Origin of the sequence: Micromonospora sp. NPDC000207, assembly GCF_040300925.1 — a bacterium.
Taxonomy (GTDB): Bacteria; Actinomycetota; Actinomycetes; order Mycobacteriales; family Micromonosporaceae; genus Micromonospora.
The window spans coordinates 1-22,247 of the sequence record NZ_JBEPEQ010000097.1 but is presented as its reverse complement, the minus strand read 5'-3'; the positions used below and the strand labels follow the sequence as shown (position 1 = coordinate 22,247).

Annotated in this window: 22 protein-coding genes; 18 read left to right on the top strand and 4 right to left on the bottom strand. The window is 72.2% G+C overall.

Annotated features, from left to right (window positions below):
* The 8 genes from ABT336_RS21400 to ABT336_RS21365 form a co-directional block, all read left to right on the top strand.
* A partial coding sequence (locus ABT336_RS21400; protein WP_350898401.1) for a hypothetical protein occupies positions 1-198 on the top strand: 198 nt, incomplete at its 5' end.
* Complete coding sequence (locus ABT336_RS21395) at positions 195-749, top strand: phosphoribosyltransferase family protein (protein ID WP_350898400.1); 555 nt, start codon at positions 195-197, stop codon at positions 747-749. The genes ABT336_RS21400 and ABT336_RS21395, both read left to right, overlap by 4 nt.
* Positions 746-2,194 carry an MFS transporter gene (locus tag ABT336_RS21390; RefSeq protein WP_350898399.1) on the top strand — a complete coding sequence of 483 codons (1,449 nt, stop codon included), beginning with the start codon at positions 746-748 and terminating at the stop codon, positions 2,192-2,194. The genes ABT336_RS21395 and ABT336_RS21390 overlap by 4 nt, the downstream gene beginning before the upstream one ends.
* A gap of 492 nt (positions 2,195-2,686) precedes the next feature.
* Positions 2,687-3,403 carry a DUF3865 domain-containing protein gene (locus ABT336_RS21385; RefSeq protein ID WP_350898398.1) on the top strand — a complete coding sequence of 239 codons (717 nt, stop codon included), beginning with the start codon at positions 2,687-2,689 and terminating at the stop codon, positions 3,401-3,403.
* A 124-nt stretch (positions 3,404-3,527) separates the two neighbouring features.
* Entirely contained in the window at positions 3,528-4,964 is a 1,437-nt protein-coding gene (locus ABT336_RS21380) for a hypothetical protein (protein ID WP_350898397.1), read from the top strand.
* Between the two features lie 11 nt (positions 4,965-4,975).
* Entirely contained in the window at positions 4,976-5,560 is a 585-nt protein-coding gene (locus tag ABT336_RS21375) for a cysteine hydrolase family protein (RefSeq protein WP_350898396.1), read from the top strand.
* 9 nt (positions 5,561-5,569) lie between these two features.
* Positions 5,570-6,478, top strand: a complete 909-nt coding sequence (locus ABT336_RS21370) for an arginase family protein (RefSeq protein ID WP_350898395.1) — start codon at positions 5,570-5,572, stop codon at positions 6,476-6,478.
* Positions 6,479-6,613: 135 nt separating this feature from the next.
* On the top strand, positions 6,614-7,849 hold the full coding sequence (locus ABT336_RS21365) for an MFS transporter (RefSeq protein WP_350898394.1): 1,236 nt from the start codon (positions 6,614-6,616) through the stop codon (positions 7,847-7,849).
* Between the two features lie 52 nt (positions 7,850-7,901).
* Here ABT336_RS21365 and ABT336_RS21360 read toward each other — a convergent pair whose 3' ends face one another.
* Positions 7,902-9,332, bottom strand: coding sequence for a LuxR C-terminal-related transcriptional regulator (locus ABT336_RS21360; RefSeq protein ID WP_350898393.1), 1,431 nt, complete (start codon positions 9,330-9,332; stop codon positions 7,902-7,904).
* A gap of 118 nt (positions 9,333-9,450) precedes the next feature.
* Here ABT336_RS21360 and ABT336_RS21355 point away from each other — a divergent pair, with 118 nt between their 5' ends.
* The 6 genes from ABT336_RS21355 to katG all read left to right on the top strand — a co-directional run bounded on the left by ABT336_RS21355 (position 9,451) and on the right by katG (position 16,669).
* Positions 9,451-9,621, top strand: a complete 171-nt coding sequence (locus ABT336_RS21355; RefSeq protein ID WP_350898392.1) for a putative ATP-grasp target RiPP — start codon at positions 9,451-9,453, stop codon at positions 9,619-9,621.
* A 68-nt stretch (positions 9,622-9,689) separates the two neighbouring features.
* Entirely contained in the window at positions 9,690-10,685 is a 996-nt protein-coding gene (locus ABT336_RS21350) for an ATP-grasp domain-containing protein (protein ID WP_350898391.1), read from the top strand.
* On the top strand, positions 10,682-11,674 hold the full coding sequence (locus tag ABT336_RS21345) for a TIGR04500 family putative peptide maturation system protein (RefSeq protein WP_350898390.1): 993 nt from the start codon (positions 10,682-10,684) through the stop codon (positions 11,672-11,674). The genes ABT336_RS21350 and ABT336_RS21345 overlap by 4 nt, the downstream gene beginning before the upstream one ends.
* Positions 11,632-13,818 (top strand): peptidase domain-containing ABC transporter, encoded by a 2,187-nt coding sequence (locus tag ABT336_RS21340; RefSeq protein ID WP_350898389.1) that lies wholly within the window; start codon positions 11,632-11,634, stop codon positions 13,816-13,818. Before ABT336_RS21345 ends, ABT336_RS21340 begins: the two co-directional genes overlap by 43 nt.
* A 121-nt stretch (positions 13,819-13,939) precedes the next feature.
* Complete coding sequence (locus tag ABT336_RS21335; RefSeq protein WP_350898388.1) at positions 13,940-14,371, top strand: Fur family transcriptional regulator; 432 nt, start codon at positions 13,940-13,942, stop codon at positions 14,369-14,371.
* Between the two features lie 24 nt (positions 14,372-14,395).
* Positions 14,396-16,669 (top strand): catalase/peroxidase HPI, encoded by a 2,274-nt coding sequence (gene katG / locus ABT336_RS21330; RefSeq protein ID WP_350898387.1) that lies wholly within the window; start codon positions 14,396-14,398, stop codon positions 16,667-16,669.
* Positions 16,670-16,746: 77 nt separating this feature from the next.
* Here katG and ABT336_RS21325 read toward each other — a convergent pair whose 3' ends face one another.
* On the bottom strand, positions 16,747-17,589 hold the full coding sequence (locus ABT336_RS21325; RefSeq protein ID WP_350898386.1) for an NmrA family NAD(P)-binding protein: 843 nt from the start codon (positions 17,587-17,589) through the stop codon (positions 16,747-16,749).
* 83 nt (positions 17,590-17,672) lie between these two features.
* Here ABT336_RS21325 and ABT336_RS21320 point away from each other — a divergent pair, with 83 nt between their 5' ends.
* Positions 17,673-18,683 (top strand): AraC family transcriptional regulator, encoded by a 1,011-nt coding sequence (locus tag ABT336_RS21320; RefSeq protein WP_350898385.1) that lies wholly within the window; start codon positions 17,673-17,675, stop codon positions 18,681-18,683.
* Positions 18,684-18,692: 9 nt separating this feature from the next.
* Here the strand turns inward: ABT336_RS21320 and ABT336_RS21315 are convergent, their stop codons facing one another.
* Positions 18,693-19,262, bottom strand: coding sequence for a TetR/AcrR family transcriptional regulator (locus ABT336_RS21315; RefSeq protein ID WP_350898384.1), 570 nt, complete (start codon positions 19,260-19,262; stop codon positions 18,693-18,695).
* A 106-nt stretch (positions 19,263-19,368) separates the two neighbouring features.
* On the opposite strand from ABT336_RS21315, the gene ABT336_RS21310 reads away from it, so the two are divergent.
* The gene (locus ABT336_RS21310; protein WP_350898383.1) at positions 19,369-20,307 is read left to right on the top strand and encodes an SDR family NAD(P)-dependent oxidoreductase; all 939 of its coding nucleotides are present in this window, start codon (positions 19,369-19,371) and stop codon (positions 20,305-20,307) included.
* A 48-nt stretch (positions 20,308-20,355) separates the two neighbouring features.
* Here ABT336_RS21310 and ABT336_RS21305 read toward each other — a convergent pair whose 3' ends face one another.
* Entirely contained in the window at positions 20,356-20,550 is a 195-nt protein-coding gene (locus ABT336_RS21305) for an alpha/beta fold hydrolase (RefSeq protein WP_350898382.1), read from the bottom strand.
* Between the two features lie 164 nt (positions 20,551-20,714).
* On the opposite strand from ABT336_RS21305, the gene def reads away from it, so the two are divergent.
* Positions 20,715-21,263: a peptide deformylase gene (gene def / locus ABT336_RS21300; protein WP_350898381.1), complete on the top strand. Its 549-nt coding sequence runs from the start codon at positions 20,715-20,717 to the stop codon at positions 21,261-21,263.
* Between the two features lie 251 nt (positions 21,264-21,514).
* Positions 21,515-22,247 (top strand): asparagine synthase family amidotransferase (locus ABT336_RS21295; protein ID WP_502891226.1); only part of this gene is annotated, 733 nt, incomplete at its 3' end.

The window sequence follows — 22,247 nt, the reverse complement described above, 5'->3', positions numbered from 1 at the left end:
GCCGTCGACCGGGTCGAGGCCGACGGGGCCGTCGGGCCGGTCACCGCACCCGACCTGGTGCGGGCCGGTGCCGACCAACTCGTGCTCGGCAGCACGGTGCTTCCGGACCGGGTGCCCAACCGCGCCCGGTTCGCCGAGCTCAGACGTGCCCTCGCGAACGCCCTGCCCTGTCCGACCCCGCAAGGAGCCAGATCGTGAACACCCACCGCATCACCGTCGGCGGCCTGCACCGCGACCTTCCGATCGTGCCGGTCGGCCCGGAGATCGAGATCGCGTTCCTCAAGCTCTACGGTGACCTTCCCCTGGTGGAGGCCGCCGCCGACGAACTGGCGGCCCGCCTGGATCCGTCGGTCGAGGTCATCGTGGGCCCGGAGACGGGTGGCATCCTGCTGTCCCACAAGCTCGCCGAGAAGACCGGACGACCGTACGTGGTGGCCCGCAAGAAGATCCGACCCAACATGGTCGCGCCGCTGACCGTGCCGGTCCAGACGATCGGTACCGCCGCCGCGCAACAGCTCGTCCTCGGCGACGACGACGCCGCCACCGTCGGCGGTCGAGCCGTGGCGATCGTCGACGAGGTGGTCAGCAGCGGGGGCACCCTCGTGGCGCTCGGGGAGCTGATCCGTGCCGCCGGGGCCCGTGTCGTGCAGACCCTCGCGGTGGCGACGGAGGGGGAGCGGCGGCCGGAGGTGGTCTCCCTCTGCCACCTGCCGGTCTTCCCCCGCGTCGACGCCGTGGCGCGGCCGTGACGCCTGCGCGTTCCCGAGCCCGGATCGCGGCCCTGTGCTTCGTGCCGTTCCTGGTCGCCCTGGAGTATTCGATAGTCAACGTCACGCTCCCGGGGCTCGCGGCCGAGCTCGACGTCGGAGCCGCCGATCTCCAGTGGGTCCTGTCGGGTTACGCGGTGGCGCTCGGGGCTGGCCTGCTCGCCGGTGGCCGGTTGGCGGACTCCGTCGGGCTGCGCCGGGTCCTGTCGATCGGCCTGTGGGGCTTCGCCGTCACCTCGGTCGCGGCGGCGGTCGCGCCGACGTTCGGGGTGCTGGTGGTGTGCCGGGTCGGTCAGGGGCTGTCGGCGGCGGCGGCGATGCCCGCCGCGTTGGCGGCCGTCACGACCCTGTTCGAGGGGCGCACCAGGGTTCGGGCGTTGAGCTGGTGGGGGGCGGGTGCGTCCCTGGGGTTCGCGATGGGTGCCGTCCTCGGTGGGGTGTTGAGCGCGGCGGCCGGGTGGCGGGCGGTCTTCGTCGCCTGTACGGCTCTCGCGGTGGCCGCGGTGGTGCTGGTCGGGCGGGTGGTCCCGCGGATACCCCCGGCGGTGACCGAGCCCCCGGACTGGGTCGGTGCCGTGCAGATCGGGGTCGGTGCGGCGGCGTTCATCGTGGCCTGCACCGGTCTGGCGGAGGTCGGTACCCGACCCGGTGCGGTGCTGCTGTGGTTCGGTGTGGCCGCAGCGGTCGTCGTGACCGTACGGGTGCGCCGCCGCCGCGCCACGTTCACCCTCGTTCCAGTGGGTTTCCTCGGCCGTCGGCCGATCCTCGTCGCGAACCTGGTCGGTGCCGGGGCTGCGGCTGCCGGCGGCGGGATGGTCTACTTCGTCACCTCCTTCACCCAGTCGGCGTTGGGGTGGTCACCGGCGGCCTCCGGGCTCCTGCTGTTGCCGGACGCGGCAGCTGCGGCGGCCGGGGCGCAGACGGCCGGGGCGTTGACCGCGCGGTTCGGTGTCGCCCGCACCTTCTACCTGGGCATGACGGCGATCGCCGTGGGGATGTCCACCCTCGCGGTCACCCCGGTCGGCGACGGTGCTCTCGGGTGGCTGGTCGTGGGGACGTGCCTGGTCGGCTACGGGCTCGTCCTGGTCGGCGTCGTCGCCAGCATCCAGGCCAGCGGAGCACTCGGTGGTGGCGAGCACGGGCTCTCCGGGGGTCTGCTGGTCACCACCCAGCAGTTCGGCCTGGCCGTGGGGCTGGCCCTGTTGAGTCTCGCCGGTCAGAGTGTCGCCGGAGTGGGTGGCTACCGTGCGGCGTCGGCGGCCGGGGCCGTCCTGGCCGTCGGGGTCTGCGTCGTGCTCTTCGCGTTCGGTGGTCGGCGCGGGTCGACTGCGTCGGCCCGGTTCGTCGGGCCCGCCCGCCGTCCGGGTCCGGGAATGGTGACGTCAGCGACGGCGAAGCACTCCGATCGAACACTGGACGGCGCTTGAGTGTCGGGCGGGCCGGTCGTCGCGGAGGAGTTCGGCGATCTCGTCGGCGGTTGCCGAATTCAGGACGAGTTCTATCGTGTCGCATTCGCCCGGAGTCGATCCGGGGGAGCCTACCTTGATGAGTAGCGAGGCTTGGCCGTGCCGGTCGTGGGTTACCGTCAGTGATGCGTCGAGGAGTCCCGAAATTGCGGCCGACTCGATGTCTGATTCGTGGGTCTGTTGCACTGTGCTGCATCCTCTCTGGCGGTGGACCGCAGCCGTACGAACGTCGTTCACGTGCAGAAACTACGGCCACTCCCTCGATCTTGCATCGACATGGATCTATGAATTTTCTCACACTCACACGGTTGGTCGACCATTGCTCTGCCCGCTGGATCCTGCCTAGGATTCAGTCGCTCCCGATATCGGATCCTGGCTTCACGCGTGCATTGAGAACCATTTTTCCCGTACGCGCCCGAGTGCGGCACACACCATCCGAGGAAGGGTCGGAAAATGAGCACTGCTCCCCGGCTGTCGCAGCGAATCGACGCCCGCAACGACAAGTTCACCGTCACCACGAAGAAGCGCATCATGGACCAGCTCCCCGAGCTGGACATCGAATCCCTCGAGTGGCTGATCAAGGAGCACTACCAGTTCTCGTACGCCAACGTGGAGCTGCTGTCGCTCGCCCGGGACTGCACCGCCAAGCTGGCGGACAAGGGCGTCACCGTCGAACTCCAGCGCAACATCGACGAGGAGGACGGCCACGCCCCGATGTACCGGCAGGGCATGCGCAACATCGGCACCGACGTCGACGAGCGCGAGGAGTTCGCGCCCACCACCGCGTTCCTGACCACTGTGCGTGAACTGTCCGCACCGAACCCGTCCCGGGCACTCGGCACCCTCTACGCCACCGAGACCGCCGCGATCTTCGAGCACGAGACGTTCTTCGAGCTGTGCCGCGAGGTGTGCGAGCGTCGGGGCCACACCTACCAGGGCAGCCTGATCAAGAAGTTCCACGACATCCACCTCGACGAGGGCGTCGAGCAGGGGCACAAGGACGGCCTCGCGGAGTTCGTCGACGTCACCGCGGCGGCCCGGGCCCCCGGCGAGGGCGAGCAGATCGACCAGCACGACCTCGAACAGGGCGCGTACGCGGCGATCGACGCGATGCAGACCTGGTGGGACGCCCTGCTCGACCGCGCCCTCAAGCCCGTACCGCAGCGCTGACCACGCACCCCTCGGCGACCGGGCCGGCGGCGACACCGGGCCGGTCACCCCGGGGTGAAGGAACCGGCGGGCAGCACAGGACAGTCCAGGCGGAGGACCCGCCGACGCAGGGCGAGGAGCGACGTTGGACAGGCGCCTTCCGGCAGACCTCGAACTGGCGGTGGAGCAGATCAAGCGGTACGTGCCGATCATCGCGCCGTACTACGCCGATCCGACCCCCCTCGGTGAGTACTCCGCCGGCCTGCGCCACCGCCCCCGCCACCAGGTGCACGCCCACCGCCAGGAGCAGCTGGCGCGGGCCGCCCGCCGGGTCGCCACAGCGACGTTCGGTGCCGACGCGCCGGTCGTCGAGGCGGCCGACCTGACCGCCGTGAACATCGTCGACCACCACCAGCTGCTCAACCATCCGCTGCTGCTGGGCACCAACGTGATCGCCAACGCCGCCCGGCTGCTGCACGGGGACGTCACCCGCCCGATCGTCACCTTCTCCTGCAGCAACGTGCCCCCCAGCAACTACTACCTGCGCAACGGGTTCCAGTTCCGGGGGCGGCGGGTCGCGTACTTCTCCCACAGCGAGTACCGGGACGTCATCTACCACGCCCCCAGCCGTACCTTCGACTTCGTGTCACGGCTGCGCCGGGGCGGCCGGTTAGCCGAGTTCACCCCGGCGGACCGGGACTTCCTCGTGCACTACGAGGAGATCCTCAACAAGCTGGGGCCGGGGGACCGGGACCGCCACCGCGACCAGATCGCGATGGCGCTGCGCGCCACCTGGCCGATGCTCTTCCGGCAGCCCGTCCCGGAACTGCTGTACCTCAACGCCGAAGAGGTAACCCGCAACCTGCTGATCGAGCTGCTCGCCGGGGACAACCACATCGCCGCCGCGCTGCTGGACCCGGTGTTGCGCGACGACGTCCTCGACACCTTCCGGGGCGTCGTCGTGGCCTGGGACGAGGCGACGGGCACCGGAACACACTTCTTCTGGCGCCGTCACCCCGACCACCGCCAGCTGCTGCGGATGTACGTCGACGGCGACCGGTTGGTGCCCCACGACCCGCGCTTCGCCGAGTTGAGCGTCCCACTGCGACGGCAGGCCCTGGTGGACCACCTCCGTTGCGACGACCTGGTGCCGGCGGTGTCCCTGCAGGTCAGCATGTTCCTCTACACCGGGATCCGGCCCCTGGTCGGCCCGGGGTCGCTCGTCTACTTCCGCCGGTTCGCCCACGGCTGGGCCGGGCTGCTGAACCGGCACGGGCTCGACGAGGAGGCCGCCCTGGTGGCCGACGTCGACACCGGTGGCCTCATCGCCGGCACCCCGCTGTTCTTCGACAGAGCCGACGACGGGTTGCGCACCCTGTACGCCACCGACGTGCTCGGCAACGGCGGGGTGGACACCACGTACCTGCGAACCGTGCTGTCCGCGCCGCTGCGCGACGTGCTGACCGTCGGCGCCGGTGGCGTGTACGACCTGTTCGCGAACTCCTACATCCCACCCGACGAGCGGCTGGACGTCCGGGTCGGCTTCGACGATGCGGCAACAGCCGTACACCGCTGGATCTGAGAGGGAAAGACATGCCCGGCTACGCGGTCCTGACCAACGACCTACAGCGAGACCTGGTCGACAAGAACAGTCAACGCAAGGCGAACGTGGAGCGGATGACCCCGGCGTTCGTCAGGTTCCTGACCGAGATGCGGACGCTCGGCGTTCCGATCGTGCACCTGCAACTCGTCTACGACGAGGGCGACAAGAAGATCGAGCTGCACGAGGGGCGGATCCCGGTACTGCGGGGCACCCCCGGTGCCGAGATGCTCCCCGAGTTCGTGGAGCCCTCCGACGTGGTGATGGAGAAGAAGAAGGACAGCGGGTTCTTCCAGACCGAACTGGACTCGTTCCTGTCCTCCCGGGACCTCGACACCGTGATCATCACCGGGATGCAGGCCCAGGTCTGCATCCAGACCACCGCCGCCGACGCGCACTTCCGGGGTTACAACGTCATCGTCCCCTCCGACGGGGTGGTCTCCACCCGGGACGCCGACCGCGACCGCGCCCTGGAGTGGCTGGCCTCCTACTGCGCGGTGGTGCTGCCGATGCAGGAACTGTCCGACCGGATCAGGCAGGGCGATCCGATCGACTTCACGCCCGCCGCACTGCCCTGAGGAGACGGCATGTGGAAGAGCGTCCCGGCTGCGGCCGGTCTCTGGTCCGGGCTGACGGCCGCCGCCGACGAGGCACCGGACCTGGTGGTCCTCGGCGTGCCGTTCGAGGGCGGGGCGGGCGGGGCCGGGGGTGCGTCCCTGGGGCCGGACCGGGTCCGGGAACTGTCCCGACGTGGCAAACGCATCAGCCGGCACGGCGTCGACTTCTCGCACCTGCGTCTGCGCGACGCCGGGAACGTGGCGACCCAGCGGTTCGACCTGACCGCGACGATCGCCCACCTCCGTGACGTCTACCGGGAGGTGTTCGACACCGTCGACACCCCGGTGGTCAGCATCGGCGGGGACCACTCGTCGACGTACCCGATGGTGGGGGCGGCGGCGCGGGGCAGACGCCTGGGTCTGATCTGGTTCGACGCGCACCCCGACGTCCTGGACCACTACCAGGGGTCGCACCTGTCGCACGGGTCGCCGCTGCGTCGGCTGCTCGACGACGGCGCGGTCCGCCCCGAGGACGTGCTGCTGGTCGGCACCAGGGCCTACGACGAGGGCGAGCCCGAGTACCTGGCCAAGCTCGGCGTGACGGAGCTGCGGGCCGCCGAGGTGGGTGACGACCGCGTGGGGGCGCTGGACCGGTTCCGTCGGCTGGCGACCGACCTCGCCGAGCGGACCGACGGGCTCTACGTCTCGGTCGACATCGACGTCCTGGACGCCTCGGTGGTGCCGGGCACCGGCACGCCGGTGGCGGGCGGCCTCGACACCGCGGTGCTGTCGACCCTGCTGGAGCAGATCCCCGACCACGTCCTGGCGTACGACGTCATGGAGTTCGCGCCCGCGCACGACGTCGGCGGCATGACCGGGCACGCGGTCATGTCGATAGTCACCACCATGATCGCCCGCGTCGCCGCCGGGTCACGATGACCGGACGGGACGGTACCGCAGTGCAGACGCGTCGGGCGGGTGCGGGGACGCCGCAGCCGCCGGTGGACGACGCCTGGTCACCGGCCAACCCCGCCGGTGACCTGCGGGACGGTCGTCGCCGAGGAGCGGGCCCGCTTGGCCGGGCGTGACCTGCTCCTGCTCCGCAGGCTGCCCGACGGTCCGGCGGCCCGGACGTTCCTGGTGGCGGTCTTCATCGACGCCGCCGGGCGGGGGCTCTTCCTCGCCGGGTCGGCGCTGTTCTACACGCAGGTGATCGGTCTGACCACCGCCCAGGTGGGCACCGGGCTGTCCGTCGCCGCCCTGTGCGGGCTGCTCTGCGTCGTCCCGATCGGGCGGGTCGCCGACCGCATCGGTGCACCCCAGACCCTGATCGCGTTGCAGCTGTGGCGCGGACTCGGGTTCTTCGTCTACCCGTTCCTGACCGACTTCACCCAGTTCCTGCTGGTGGCGTGCTTCCTCGGCATGGTCGAGAACGCCGTCACCCCGATCCTGCAGTCCATCGCCGGGTCGATCGCCGGAGCCGGGACACCTGTCGGCACGATGGCGGCGGTGGCGGTGATCCGCAACGCCGCGTACTCACTGGCGGCGCTCGCCGCCACCCTGTCGATCACCCTGGCCGGTCCTGCGGCGTACACCGGGTTCGTCCTCGCCAACGCCACGGCGTTCGTGCTCACCGCCCTGCTCCTGCTGCGGGTACGCCACGGCCTGCCCCGGGTCGCCGCCACCGCCGACCCGGTGTCGGCGCTCGCCGCCCTACCCTGGCGGGACCTGCGGTTCCTGGGGCTCGCCCTGCTCAACGGCGTCCTGTTCCTGCACATGGTGATCCTGTCGGTGGCGTTGCCACTGTGGATCATCACCCGGACGTCGGCACCCGAGCCGATCGTCGGGGTCGTGCTGTTGGTCAACACGGTCCTCGCGGTGACCCTGCAGGTCCGGTTCAGCCGGGGCGGGGACGACCTCGGGCACGCCGGGCGGCTCCAGCGGCGTGCCGGTGTCGCCCTGGCCGTCTTCTGCGTCCTGGCCGCCGCCTCGGCCGGTTCACCGCCCGCCGTGGCCACGGCCGTGGTCCTGCTCGCCGCGGTGGCCCTGACCTTCGGGGAGCTGTGGCAGTCCGCCGGCGGGTGGGGTGTCTCGTTCCAGTTGGCCCCGGCCGACCGACGCAACTACTACCTGGGCCTCTACAACCTGGGGGCCAGCGGCATCGCCGTCCTCGGCCCGGGGCTGCTCACAGTGGCGGTGGTGGGCAGGGGACCGGTCGGTTGGCTGGTCCTCGGCGGTGTCTTCCTGGTCACCGGGTTCCTCGTGGCGGCGATCGCCGATCGGCCCGCACGTGAGGTGGCGGTGCGGTGAACGCCCGCAGGTGCCGATGCCCACGACACCGGCACGCGGCGACGACGCGGTCTCAGCCGGTACGGGCGCGGCGGGCCGCGAGTTCGGTCCGGTTGCGGACACCGAGCTTGCGGAAGATGTTGCCCAGGTGGAACTCGATCGTCTTGACCGAGACGAAGAGCCGACCCGCCGCCTCCCGGTTGCTCAGCCCGTCGGCGATCGCGGCCGCCACCCGCGTCTCGGCCCCGGTCAGCGCCGGTTCACCTGTCGAACACACCCACCTCGGGACCAGGTCGAGAGTCGGCTGCCGGTCGGCGGGCGCCGGTGCGACGGCAGTCGTCGCGGTGGTCCGGGAACCACCGAGCCGACGGAGGTCGTCGAGGACCAGGGCGAGGAGACCGGCGGCACCGGTCCGGGCGTACCCCGCGCACGCCCGCTCCAGCAGCCGGGCCGACTCACCACGGCGGCCGGCCAGCCCGTGGTGGACGCCGAGCAGCCAGGCCAGGCGGGCAGCCAGCAACTGCTCGACGGGGCGGGTCAACTCGTCCAGTGACGCCGCGAGCGTCGCGCTGGTTGCGGGGGAGTCCAGGTCGAGGATCCACGCCCGCCACGCCGGCAACACCGTCCCGCCCGGCCACCCGCGAGGCGGGTCGTCGACGCCCGCGAGGAGCCCGGCGGCCACCTCCGGCCGACCGGCCTGGGCGTGGTGGGTGGCCAACTCCCAGCGGTGCTCGTGCTGGAGCCCGGCGGTGACACCGGTGTCCGTGGCGACCACCAGTTCGAGCAGCCCCGCCCACGCGTCCAGGTCACCCCGGGCGAACGCCAGCATGGCAGTGCACTCGGGAAGGTGGTGGGCCACCCAGGCCGACCCGACCCGGGCGGCCAACTCCCGGGCCTGGTCGAGGTTGGCCGCCGCCGACTCCAGGTCACCGCGCAGCGCGTCGCACTTGGCCAGCCACGAGGTCGCCTCGGCCTGCACGTCGAGGCTGTCGCAGAGCGCGGCGAGCCGCGCCGCCTCCCGCAGCTCGGCCTGCCCCCGGACCAGGTTCCCGGCCCACGCGTCGCCGACCCCGATCAACGCCAGCAGTCGGGCCCGGTCCACCTGGTCGAGGACGAGGGTGTCGACGAGCGGGGCGAAGCGGCGGGCCTGTTCGGGGCGCATCAACGTCATCACCGCCGTCAGGGCGCACTCCACCAGCACCGGATCGGCACCGAAGTCGTTCTCGTCGAAGATCCGTACCGCCCGGTCGAGGTGGTCCGGGCCGTCGGGTCGCCGGGCGCGGGTGGCCGCCGTCCCGGCGAGGGTGCGGTAGATGAGTTCCGTGGCAGCCGTACCGCTACGGTCGCGTACCCGCTGCGCGCGGGAGACCAGCGTGAGCAGGTGGTGGCTGTCGGCCGTACGCGACAGTGCGACGAACGCCTGGAACAGCAGACGTGCGGCCTGCTCCGGGTCGGCCCCGTCGGCCGCCGACAGCAGCCGTTCGGCCGCGATCTCGGTAGACACGCCGCGAGCGTAGAACCGGGGTCCAACCCTGGGGAAAACCCTGGTGTCAGGGGAGTCTGCGGCGGCTCACACTGCTGTGCACCCGGCCGGTCGGCCGGCGTCTTGGAGAGGCAGAGCCATGAAGCGCAAGACCGTGAAGATCGACGTCATCCCCGCCGACGGGGTGGAGCTGGCCGACGACCAGCTCGCCGGGATGCTCGGCGGCCTCCCCCGCAACGGTGCGGGCTCGTCGAAGACCATCGACGACATCCCCGGCGGGGGACGCCCGGACACCGACACCGACTTCTGATCACCGCCGTCGACGGCCCGGGCACCCGGCGTGGCCAGGCCGTCGACGGTGACCCGTCCGGAGCCCACATGATCCTCATCCTGACCTCCCCCGACGACGTGCACGCCGACGCGGCCGAGGCCGAGTTGGGTCGGCGCGGTGCCACCTGGGTCCGTTTCGACCCGGCCGACGTGCCGTCCCGGGCCTCCCTGACCGTCTGCGTGGACGACGGGCGGGTGACCCGCACCCTCGTCCGGCACGCGGATCCGGACACCGGCAGCCCCCGCGTCGTCGACCTCGACGCGGTCACCGCCGTCTGGTTCCGCCGCCCCGGCACCCCGGTCGCCCCGGCGCACCTCGACGACCCGTACGCCACCTTCGTGGTCGAGGAGTCCCGCCAGTTCGTCGGCGACGTCTGGGAGACCCTTGACGTGCCGGCCCTGCCGGCCCCCCGACCGGTGGTCCTGCGGGCGCAGCAGAAGGTTCGCCAGCTCCAGCTCGCGGTGCGCCTCGGCTTCGACGTACCGGCGACGGTGGTGGGCAACGACCCCGACGCGGTGCTCGACCTGTTCGGCCGGACCGGCGGGACGCTGATCACCAAACAGGTGGGCCTGTCGGCCGTCGGCGACGAGTTGATGCGGTACACGGAGCCGGTCAGCCACCGGGACCTCGTCCACGTCGACGGGGTGCGGCACTGCCCGTTCATTGCGCAGGCCCGGGTGCCCAAGCGGGTCGAGCTGCGGGTCACAGTCGTCGGCGACCGGGTGTTCACAGCTGCCGTCGACTCGCAGCGCTCCAACCACGCCCGCCACGACTGGCGTCGCCAGGACGAGCGGAACACGCCGTGGAGCACGTACGACCTGCCCGAGGAGGTCGCGGCGCGGTGCGTGGCGCTGACCCGACTGCTCGGCCTGCGCTACGGCGCCCTGGACATGATCGTCACCCCCGACGACAGGTACGTCTACATCGAGATCAACCCCAGCGGCCAGTACCTGTGGGTGGAGGAGGAGACCGGGCTGCCCATCACCGCCGCCGTGGTCGATCTGCTCACCGAGGCCGCCGCCACCCCCGGAGCCGCCTCGTGACCACAGTGGACCCGACCCTGCTCGACGAGGCCCTCGCCCTGGTCCGGGAGCTGACAGTGGCGCGGGCCACGCTCCCGGACGCCCGGGAACGGCTGGCGTCCCTGCGCGGACGGTGGCCGCAGGCCGACCCGGCGATCGTCAGGGACGAGGAGAGCAGCGACGGGTCGGTCTCGTTCGACCTGCTGCTACGGGAGCCCGGCGGCACCGTCTCCGTCGCGTACAGTCCGGCACCGTCGCTGCCGTGGCCCCTGCGGGGGGCGATCCGGCACTCCGACCACCACCTCGCCCGGGTCGGGCCCCGGACGATGCGGGTGGGGGAGGCCCTGACCGCCCTGGACTTCCTCTGGTACGACCACGACGTGCTGGTCCGGCTGGTCGACACCGGCCTGATCGCCGCCGAGTTGGAGCTGCACCCGGTCGAGGTCGGCGAGGAGGAACTCCAGGCGGCGGCGGACGCCTACCGTCGGGCGAAGGGCCTGCTCGACCCGGCGTCGACGGCCCGGTGGCTCGCGGAGCGGGGCCTGTCCACCGAGGACTTCACCGACCTGGTCGCCCACACCGTGGCGGTGCGACGGCTCCGCGACCGGGTGGTCGGCGACCGGGTGCCGGAGTGGTTCACCCGGCACCGGGCCACGTTCGACACCCTCGTCGTCGCCTGGATCGCCGACGCGGAGGTCCCCTCGGACGGTACGGCGGCACTCGCGGCGGTGGCTGCTGCCGTCCGTGCGGGTCGGACGGCAGGGGTGTTCCGGACGGTCGCCGCAGCGGCGGCACCCGAGGTGCGTGACGCCACCGGGCCGGTGGCGACAGTGGTCCACGGGACGCCGGTGACGGCGGTGGTGGCGGCGCGGGAACCGGCCGAACTTGACGAGACCACCAGGCCGCTCGTCGAACGGGCCGTCTTCGACGCCTGGTTGGCCCGGCGGCGGGCGGAGACGGACGTGGAGTGGTTCTGGTTGCCCCGGGACCGGACGGCAGCCCTGCGGTGATCGGTCGGCGGCGGGTGCCGGTGGTGCTCCAGGTCGCCGCCACCGACTGCGGGCCCAGCGCCCTGGCCATGCTGCTGGCCGCGTCGGGTCGTCCGGTTCCCGCAGCCCACCTGCGAGCCCACCTCGACGTCGGCCGCGACGGGTTGAGCCTGCGGGACCTGCGCGACGCCGCGCAGGAGTTCGGGCTGCGCTGCCGGGCGATCGCGCTGCCCGCGCTGCGCCACGACGCGACCCGGCTGCGGGAGTTGGCGATGCCGTTGGTGGCGCACTGGAACGGCGACCACTACGTGGTGGTCGAACGGGTCGGCCGACGCGGGATCGACGTCGTCGACCCGGCGGTCGGCCGACGGCGGCTCTCCGCCGCCCAGTTCTCGGCCGGGTCGACAGGGGTGGTGCTGTTGGCCGAGCCCGCCGGTGCGCCGCCGCCGACCGGCCCGGCTCCCGCGCCGGTGCGGACCCTGCTCGTACCGGTGCTGCGCGGCAACGCCCGGCTGCTCACGGTGTTGGCGGCAGCGTCCGTGCTGATCACGGTGGCGGGGCTGGCCGTGCCGTGGGCGACGGCCGCCATCATCGACGGCGTCGCGCCCCCGCCGGCGGTCTGGCCGGCCGCCGTCGTCGGGCTGGCGGTGGTGACCGGGGCGCTGTCGTTGGCGCGGGCGCTGGCAGTGACGGCCCTGCAACGCCGGATCGGCACCCGGTTGGCAGTCGACGCGGTGACCCGGCTCTTCGCCGTGGTCTACCGGTACTTCGACAGGCGGTCGGCGGGGGACCTGGTCGACCGGGTCCGGGCGGCCGGCGCGGTACGGGACCTGTTGGCGTCGTCGCTGGTGGCCACGGCGCTCGACACGGTCCTGGTGCTGGGCTACCTGACAGTGGTCGCCGTGCTGGTTCCGGTGCTGGGACTGACCGCCGCCGGGGTCATCCTGGCGCAGGTCGTGACGGCGCTCTGGATCGGCAGCCGCTCCGGTGCCCTCCAGCGGGAGGAGTTGCTCGCCTCGGGTGAGGAGTCGGCCCGGCTGGCCGACGCCCTGCAGGGCATGGCGGCGATCCGGGTCGCCGGGGCGCAGGTGCGGGTGCTGCACCGGTGGCGGGAGTCGTTCGACCGCGGCATGTCCGCGTCGTACCGGCTCGCCCGTCTCTCGGCGGTCTCGGACGCCCTCCTCGCCGCCTGGTCGGTCGCCAGCCCGGTGCTGATGTTGCTGGTGGCGGCCGGGCAGGCCGATTCGCCGGGCCGGGCGGCCGGTCTCGCCGCCCTCGCTGTCGCCGCTGTCACCCCGGCGGTGGCGCTGGCCCAGCGGTTGCCGTCGTTCACGTTGCTGGCACCGACGGTGGACCGGTTGTCGGACATCGCGCAGGCCCCTGTCGAGCAGGCCCTGCCGGGGCGGCCGGTGGCCGCGCTGAGCGGACTGGTCACCCTGACCGGGGTCGGTTTCCGCTACGACCGTCGTTCCCCCTGGGCGTTGCGTCAGGTGACAGCGGTGTTGCGGCCCGGTACGAAGGTGGCGGTGGTCGGCGGTTCGGGCAGCGGCAAGAGCACCCTCGTCGGGTTGTTGACCGGGCTGTACGCGCCGACGGAGGGGCGCATCCACGTCGACGGGGTGGACCTGGCCGGGGTGGACCTGTCCTCGCTGCGTCGGCAGATCGGCGTCGTGTTGCAGGAGACCTACGTGGGGGCGGGCACCCTCCGGGAGGCACTGACCCTGTCCTGCCCCGACGCCGACGAGACCTCGATAGCGCGGGCGCTGCACCTGGCCGCGCTGACCGAGGACGTGGCGGCGATGCCGATGGGGTTGCAGACCCGGCTCGGGGACGGCGGGGCGGGGTTGTCAGGTGGGCAGCGTCAGCGGGTCGCCCTGGCCCGGGCGCTGCTGGCCGATCCGGCGCTGCTCATCCTGGACGAGGCGACGAGCGCGTTGGATCCGGTGACCGAGGCGAGGGTCGAGGCCGGTCTGCGGGCCCTTCCGATGACCCGGTTGGTGGTCGCGCACCGGCTCTCCACCGTCGTCGACGCCGACCTGGTCCTGGTCCTCGACGGCGGTCGGTTGGTGGAGTGGGGGCCGCCGGCGGCGCTGCTGGGGGCGGGGGGTCCGTTCGCCCGGTTGGCCGGGGCCGGGGGCGACGTCCGGCCTACCGCCCGCGCCTGACCCGGTAGCCGACCGGTTGGGCGGATCGTCCCGGTCTCCGGGGCGGGTCCGGTGGGGGACGACACGACGGGCTCGACCGCAAAACTAGATTGATTCCAGAACAGTGGACTATGTTCGGAGGATGACGTCCGACTTCGAGACCCAGTTGCGGTCGGTCTCGTTGCGCGTGACCCGGCCTCGGTTGGCGGTGCTCGCGGCGCTGCGTGACCACCCGCACGTGGACACCGACACGGTGATCGCGCTGGTCCGGGCCGACCAGCCCACCGTCTCCCACCAGGCGGTCTACGACGTACTGCGCGCCCTGACCGACGCCGGCCTGGTGCGGCGCATCCAACCGGCCGGCGCGACCGCCCGGTACGAGTCCCGGGTGGGGGACAACCACCACCACGTCGTGTGCCGCTCCTGCGGCACGATCGCCGACGTCGACTGCGCCCTCGGCAGCGCTCCCTGTCTCACCGCCTCCGACGACCACGGGTTCGTCGTCGACGAGGCGGAGGTCGTCTACTGGGGCACCTGCCCCGACTGTGCGACGACCCCACGCACCTCCCAGTGATCCCGTCAGCCCGGAAGGAAGTAGATGAGCACCCAGGACAACGCCCCCTCCAGCGCCCAGGGCGTGGACGAGAAGGCAGCGGCCGGCTGTCCGGTCGCGCACGACTCCGTAACCTCGCACGGCAGTGAGAGTGAGAACCCGGCGATCGACTCGCCCACCCCGAGTACCGGTGGTCGTCCGCGTACCAACCGGGACTGGTGGCCCAACCAGATCGACCTCTCCGTGTTGCACGCCCACTCCTCGAAGGGCAACCCGCTCGGGCCGGACTTCAGCTACGCCAAGGAGTTCGCCAAGCTCGACGTCGATGCCCTCAAGCAGGACATCGTCAAGGTCCTCACCACCTCGCAGGACTGGTGGCCGGCCGACTTCGGCCACTACGGCGGCCTGATGATCCGGATGAGCTGGCACGCCGCCGGGACGTACCGCATCGAGGACGGCCGCGGTGGCGCCGGTGACGGCGGTCAGCGCTTCGCCCCGCTCAACAGCTGGCCGGACAACGCCAACCTGGACAAGGCCCGCCGACTGCTCTGGCCGGTCAAGCAGAAGTACGGCCAGCAGATCTCCTGGGCCGACCTGCTGGTCCTCGCCGGTAACGTCGCCCTGGAGTCGATGGGGTTCAAGACCTTCGGGTTCGGTTTCGGCCGGGAGGACGTCTGGGAGCCCGAGGAGATCTTCTGGGGCCCGGAGGACGCCTGGCTCGGTGACGAGCGGTACGTCTCCGAGAAGGAGGTGTCCCCCGGCGTCGGAGCGACCGAGATGGGGCTGATCTACGTCAACCCGGAGGGGCCGCGCGGCAACGCCGACCCGCTCGCGGCGGCGCACTTCATCCGGGAGACCTTCGCCCGGATGGCGATGAACGACGAGGAGACCGTCGCCCTCATCGCTGGTGGTCACACCTTCGGCAAGACCCACGGCGCCGGCGTCGCCGACGACCACGTGGGCCCCGAGCCGGAGGCCGCCCCGCTGGAGTCGCAGGGTCTGGGCTGGCTCAGCACCCACGGCACCGGCAAGGGCGGGGACACCATCACCAGCGGTCTGGAGGTGACCTGGACCGACCGCCCCACCGAGTGGAGCAACAGGTTCTTCGAGATCCTCTTCGGCTACGAGTGGGAGCTCACCACCAGCCCCGGCGGCGCGAAGCAGTGGGTCGCCAAGGACGCCGAGGCGATCATCCCGGACGCCCACGACCCGTCCAAGAAGCACAAGCCGACGATGCTCACCACCGACCTGTCGTTGCGCGTCGACCCGGAGTACGAGAAGATCTCCCGCCGGTTCCTGGAGAACCCCGACGAGTTCGCGCTGGCCTTCGCCAAGGCCTGGTACAAGCTCCTGCACCGTGACATGGGCCCGGTCAGCCGGTTCCTCGGGCCGTGGGTGCCGGAACCCCAGCTGTGGCAGGACCCGGTGCCCGCCGTCGACCACGAGCTCGTCGGTGACGGCGACGTCGCCGCTCTCAAGGCGAAGGTCCTGGAGTCGGGTCTGACCACCGCCCAGCTGGTCTCCACCGCCTGGGCCTCGGCTGCCAGCTTCCGCTCCACCGACAAGCGCGGCGGCGCCGACGGCGCGCGGATCCGCCTGGAGCCGCAGCGCAGCTGGGAGGTCAACCAGCCCGAGCAGCTCGCGGCGGTCCTGGAGACCCTCGAAGGTGTCCGTCGGGAGTTCAACGAGGCCGGCGGGGCGAAGATCTCCCTGGCCGACCTCATCGTCCTGGCCGGGTCGGCGGCGGTGGAGAAGGCGGCCCGCGACGCCGGGGTCGAGGTGACTGTGCCGTTCCGGCCCGGGCGCACCGACGCCGCCCAGGAGCAGACCGACGTCGAGTCGTTCCGGGTCCTCGAACCCCGGGCCGACGGGTTCCGCAACTACCTGCGCCCCGGTGAGAAGACCCAGCCGGAGGTGCTGCTCCTGGACCGGGCGTACATGCTCGACCTGACCGCGCCGGAGATGACGGTCCTCGTCGGCGGCCTGCGGGCGCTCGGCAACAACGTCGGCGGTACGCCGCACGGTGTCCTCACCGACCGCCCCGGGGTGCTCACCAACGACTTCTTCGTCAACCTGCTCTCCCCGGGCACCCGGTGGAAGGCGTCGGAGTCCGACGAGCACGTGTTCGAGATCCGGGACCTGGCCACCGACGAGGTGAAGTGGACCGCCTCCGCGGTGGACCTCGTCTTCGGCTCCAACTCCCAGCTGCGGGCCCTCTCCGAGGTGTACGCCGGCCGGGACGCGGGTGACAAGTTCGTCGCCGACTTCGTGGCGGCCTGGACCAAGGTCATGGAGCTCGACCGGTTCGACCTCGCCTGATCCCGACGTCCACCACGAGCCCCGGTCGATCCCGTCGAGGGATCGGCCGGGGCTCGCCCCCGTTCAGTGGGCGCTCCTCACCGCTGTGGCCCCCAGCCGCCCGCCGCCGCGACCCGCACCACGTACTCCTCGAAGGACCGGGGTGCACGAGCCGTGACGGCTGCGACGTCGTCCGTCGGGTCGGCGATCACCCCGCGTTCCATCACCACGAACATGTCGGCGAGTTGACGGGCGTCTTCCTTCTCCCAGCCCTGCCCGACCAGCTCGGCGGCGTACGCGGCGGGGGAGACCTGCCGGTACGAGACGGGCCGCCCGGCCGCCCGGGAGATCAGCTCGACGGCCTCGGCGAAGGTCAGGGCGCGCGGCCCGGTCAGCTCGTAGATCCGCCCGGCGTGTCCGTCGGGTTCGGTGAGCACCCTCGCCGCGACGTCGGCGACGTCCTCCACGTCGACGAACGGCTCGGGCACCGCCCCGGCCGGGAGTGCCAGCTCTCCGGCGACCAGTGGGCCGTGGAAGAGGTCCTCGTCGAAGTTCTGGGCGAAGTTCGCCCCCCGCAGCACTGTCCACTCCGATGCCGAACCGCGTACGGCGTCCTCGGCCGACCGCATGTCCGCCCCGAACGTGCCGTCGCCCCAGGAGTCGGCCCCCCGCCCGGAGAGCAGGACCAGACGCCGTACGCCGGCCGCCTCGGCCCGCGCCACGAACTCGTGCACCGGGCCGGGCACCGGTGGGGGCACCACGTACACGGCGGTGACGCCCCGCAGGACGGCGTCCCAACCGTCGGGGTGCGACCAGTCGAAGCGGGTCGGGCTGGACCGGGAGGCGGTCCGTACCGCCCCGCCGTGGAGTCGTAGCCGGGCGGCGACCCGCCGACCGGTCTTGCCCGTGGCACCGAGGACCAGGGTGGTGTCGTTGTTCATGACTTCCATTCGACGCCAGGGCCAGTGGACGCAGCCATGGGTGAGAAGCCGGACTGCATGGGTCGTCGTCTACCGTCGGGTCGATGGACGCATTCGGTGACCTGTTCCGGGGGATGCGGGCCCGGGGTTCGTTGTTCGGCAACTCGACGCTCTCTCCGCCCTGGGCCCTGCACTTCGTCGACGGCGCACCCCTGACGTTGTGCACCGTCCTCGGCGGGTCGGGCTGGATCGTGCCGGAGCACCGGCCGCCCGAACGGCTCCGCGCGGGGGAGACGGTCGTCGTGCGGGGTCCGGCCCCGTTCACCTTCGTCGACGAGGTCGGCACCCGGGCCGTGCCGGTTCCGTGCGGCGAGCACTGCGCGACCCCCGATCAGGGTGGAACCCGGCACCGGATCGGGTGGAACCGCAACTGCGGTGGCTCCGATGACGCCGATGGGGGTGACGCCGATGGCTCCGATGACGTCGACGGCTCCGGTGACGGCACGACGACGTTGATCGTCGGGGCGTACCCGGTGCGCGGTGAGGTGAACCGGAGGCTGCTGGAGGCGCTGCCCGTGGTGCTGCGCGCGGCACCCGGGGGTGGGGCCGACGCGATCCTGGGGCACCTCGCCACCGAGGTCGCCACCGACACCCCGGGCCAGCAGGTGGTCCTGGACCGACTGCTGGACTGGATGCTGGTCTGTGCGGTGCGGGAGTACTTCGACAGGCCCGGCGGTACGCCGCCGCCCTGGTACGCCGCGCAGCGGGATCCGGTGGTCGGTGAGGCGCTGCGTCTGCTGCACGCCGAACCGTCGGCACCCTGGACTGTCTCCTCGATCGCCGGCCGGACGGGGGTGTCGCGTTCCACCCTGGCGAAGCGCTTCGTCGACCTGGTCGGCGAACCACCGCTTACCTACCTGACCCGCTGGCGCATGACGCTCGCGGCGGACCTGCTGGTCGAGCGGGACACGGCGACGGTCGCCGCTGTCGCCCACGCCGTCGGCTACTCGGACCCGTTCGCCTTCAGCGCGGCGTTCAAACGGATCCGAGGTGTCAGCCCGAGCGGCCACCGACGCGGCGTTACGCCCGTTCCCGCCCGTCCACTGCGGACCTGACCGGCCGGGTCAGGCGCGCAGCCCACGGAGCAGGATCGCCAGGTACCTGTCGTCGGTGGCGTCGCCGCTGACTGTGACGGCGTGTTGCAGCCCGCAGACCAGCGCCCGGAGGTCGTCGACGGTGATGTCCGGGCGGATCTCCCCGGCGGCGCGGGCTCGCTCCAGCAGCCTGTCGACGGCGGCGGCCAACGCCTGCCCGAGGTCCCTGGTCTCCTGACGGGCGGCGTCGGGTTCGGCGAGGACGGCGGCGAGCGCCGGGTCGCAGCGTTGGTGTTCCAGCGCCGCCCGGAGCAGCCGGGCCACCTCGGCGGCGACGTCCGGCCCGGCGGCTGCCTGTTCGGCCTCGGCGACCAGAAGGGTGTACCGCTCGGCGGCCAGCGCCTCCAGCAGCGCCTGCCGGGTGGGGAAGTGTCGGTAGACGGTTCCGACGCCGACTCCGGCGGCCTTGGCGACGGCGTTCATCGGCAGTTCGAGGTCGCCGTCGGCGACCCGTTTCCGGGCGGCCTGGAGCATCCGGGCGCGTACCCGGGCCGAGTCGGCGCGCAGGGGTTCGGTGTCTGTCGACGGCGTGGTGCCCACGCCAGGAGGATAGTCCATCCGAACCGAGCGGATAGATGATCCGCTGGCGTGCTACCGTCGTGTTGGGGCGGATAGGTTATCCGATCCGGTCGACCGGAGGTGCCGCATGGCTGTTACCTGGACACTCGACGACATGCCCGACCAGACCGGCCGTACGGTGGTGGTCACCGGCGCGAGCAGCGGCCTCGGCCTGGTCGCTGCCGAACGACTGGCCGCCCGGGGCGCGACAGTGATCATGGCGGTCCGGGACCCGGCTAAGGGCGAGCGCGCCCGCGCCGGCCTCACCGGCGACCTGGTGGTACGCCGACTCGACCTGGCCGACCTCGACACCGTCGGCGAGTTCGCCGCCGACCTGCGTGCCGAGGGCCGCCGGATCGACGTCCTGCTCAACAACGCCGGAGTCAGCGCCGACACCGACGAGCCCTCCGCCCAGGGGTTCGAGCGGGTCCTCGCCACCAACCACCTGGGTCACTTCGCCCTGACCGGACTGCTCCTGGACCTCTTCCGGCCCGACCGGGACCCGAGGGTCGTCACCGTCGGCTCCGGCTTGTACCGGCTGCTGCGCAGCGGACCCGATCCGGACGACCTGGTCGGCGGCCGGGTCGAGGCCCGGGGTGTCCGGTACATCCGGTCCAAGCAGGCCAACGTCCTGTTCGGCGCCGAACTGGACCGTCGGCTCCGCCGGACCGCGAGCCCGGTCCGCAGCTTCCTGGCCCACCCCGGAATGGCGCGGACACCCATGCAGGCGAACGCCAGGGGCGCGGCCGAGTGGGCGGTCACCAGGACGGGCGGACTCCTCCTGGCCCGGAGTCCGCTGCGCGGCACCATCCCGTTGCTCTACGCCGCCACCGCCCCCACCGCCGAGACGGGTGTCTTTCTCGGCCCCTCCCTGCGCAAGTGGGACAGCCGGGTGCACGCCCGCCCGTTCGTCGCCCCGGGTGACGACCAGGCCCTCGCCGCGCGGCTCTGGCAGGTCTCCGAGGCGGCAACGGGGGTGCGTTTCCTCAGCGACACGCCGGTCGGGTCCGCCTCCGACAGTCGCTGACCGCGAGCGCCCCGGCCGCCCTGCTCCACGGCGGCCGGGGCGTCGTCGTCACCGCTGCCGGTGCCGCCGGACGAAGTCACCGGTGGCCTGCCCGAGCTGGGTGAGTCCGGGCTCCTCGACCGGCAGGTGCCCGGCCCGGTCCAGGATCACCAGCCGGGTGTCGGCAGCGATCCGTTCGAAGAAGGGCAGACCGAACTCCGGCGGGGTCCAGCGGTCGGCTCCGGGATGGTAGGGCGCGAGCATGCGACCGTACCCGCCCGCCCCGTGCAACAGGACGAGGGTGGGATCACCACCGTGGTGACCGGGTACCTGCACGCCGCCCCCCGTCGACGTGCGGTGACCGACCCCCGGTCCGGCCCACCGACCCTTCATCACCATCGTGAGGCGACTGCCTACAATGGGTGACTGTGCAGACCTCCACCGGCACTCCACGCCCCATCACCCGGTACGGCGCACCGGTCCTCCACCACCGGTGCGCCGAGGTGACAGTCTTCGACGACGACCTCGCCCGGCTCGTCGCCGACATGTACGCCAGCATGTACGCCGCCCGAGGGGTGGGCCTGGCCGCCAACCAGATCGGGGTGGGCGCCCGGATCTTCGTGGTGGACTGCGCCGACGCGACGGGGACGCACACGGTGGCGGCGGTGGTCAACCCGGTGCTGCACCTGCCCGAGGCACGGGAACTCGTCGCCGACGAGGAGGGGTGCCTGTCAGTGCCCGGTCAGCACGCCGAGATGACCAGGTCGGCCACCGCCGCCGTGACCGGTTTCGACCTGCGGGGAGAGCCGATCCGGCTGGAGGGCAGCGGCACCCTGGCCCGCTGCTTCCAGCACGAGGTCGACCACCTCGACGGCCTGGTCTACGTCGACAGGCTCCCGGCCAAACAGCGCAAACGCATCCTCACCGCCAGCGCCGAACACCCCGGCGTCGGGGCGGGCGTGCCCGACCAGGGCTGAGCGGGGCGCTGCCGTACCCGATCGTGGCGGGTGCGGGCCGACGGGGTGCTCGGCGGCGGGTCGCAGGCCGCCGCCGAGGGGCGGGTCGGTGACCGGTAGACCGATCGGACGGTTTCACCACGCGGACGACGGGTAGACGGCCGCTCCGGCCCGACACCCCGGTCACATCGCCGGTACCGGGCTGCGAGGCGTACCGACGACAGGAGTGGTGACGGTGCCCGCATCACCCACGACGACCAGGGCCTCCTGACGTGTGCGGCATCAGCGGTGAGGCAAGGTTCGACGGCAGTCCGCCGGACGCCGACGCGGTGCTGCGGATGAACGAGGCGTTGCGCTCGCGCGGCCCGGACGGCGAGGGGACGTGGGACGGCGGGTGGGTGGCCCTCGGGCACCGCCGGTTGACGGTGATCGACCTGTCCGACGCGGGCGGCCAGCCGATGGTCCGCGAGGACATGGGACTCGCGCTGGTCTTCAACGGCTGCATCTACAACTATCCGCAGCTGCGCGAGCAGCTGCGCGCCGCCGGACACACCTTCCACTCCACCAGTGACACCGAGGTGATCCTGGTGGCGTACGCCGAGTGGGGTGAGGACTTCGTCGACCACCTGGTCGGGATGTTCGCCGTCGGCCTGGTCGACCGGACCCGGCGCCGGCTGGTCCTGGCCCGCGACCGGCTGGGCATCAAGCCCCTCTACCTCGCCGAGAGGTCCGGACGGCTGCGGTTCGCCTCGACCCTGCCGGCCCTGCTGGCCGCCGGGGACGTCGACACCTCGGTCGACCCGGTGGCGTTGCACCACTACCTGTCGTGGCACTCGATAGTGCCGGCACCCCGGACCATCCTGCGGGGGGTGCGGAAGCTGCCGCCGGCCACCGTCCGGGTCGTCGAGGCCGACGGCCGCAGCCGCGAACGCGTCTACTGGCGGCCCGACTACGTCCGCGACAGCGCGCACGCCGGCTGGGACGCCCGCGACTGGCAGGACGCGG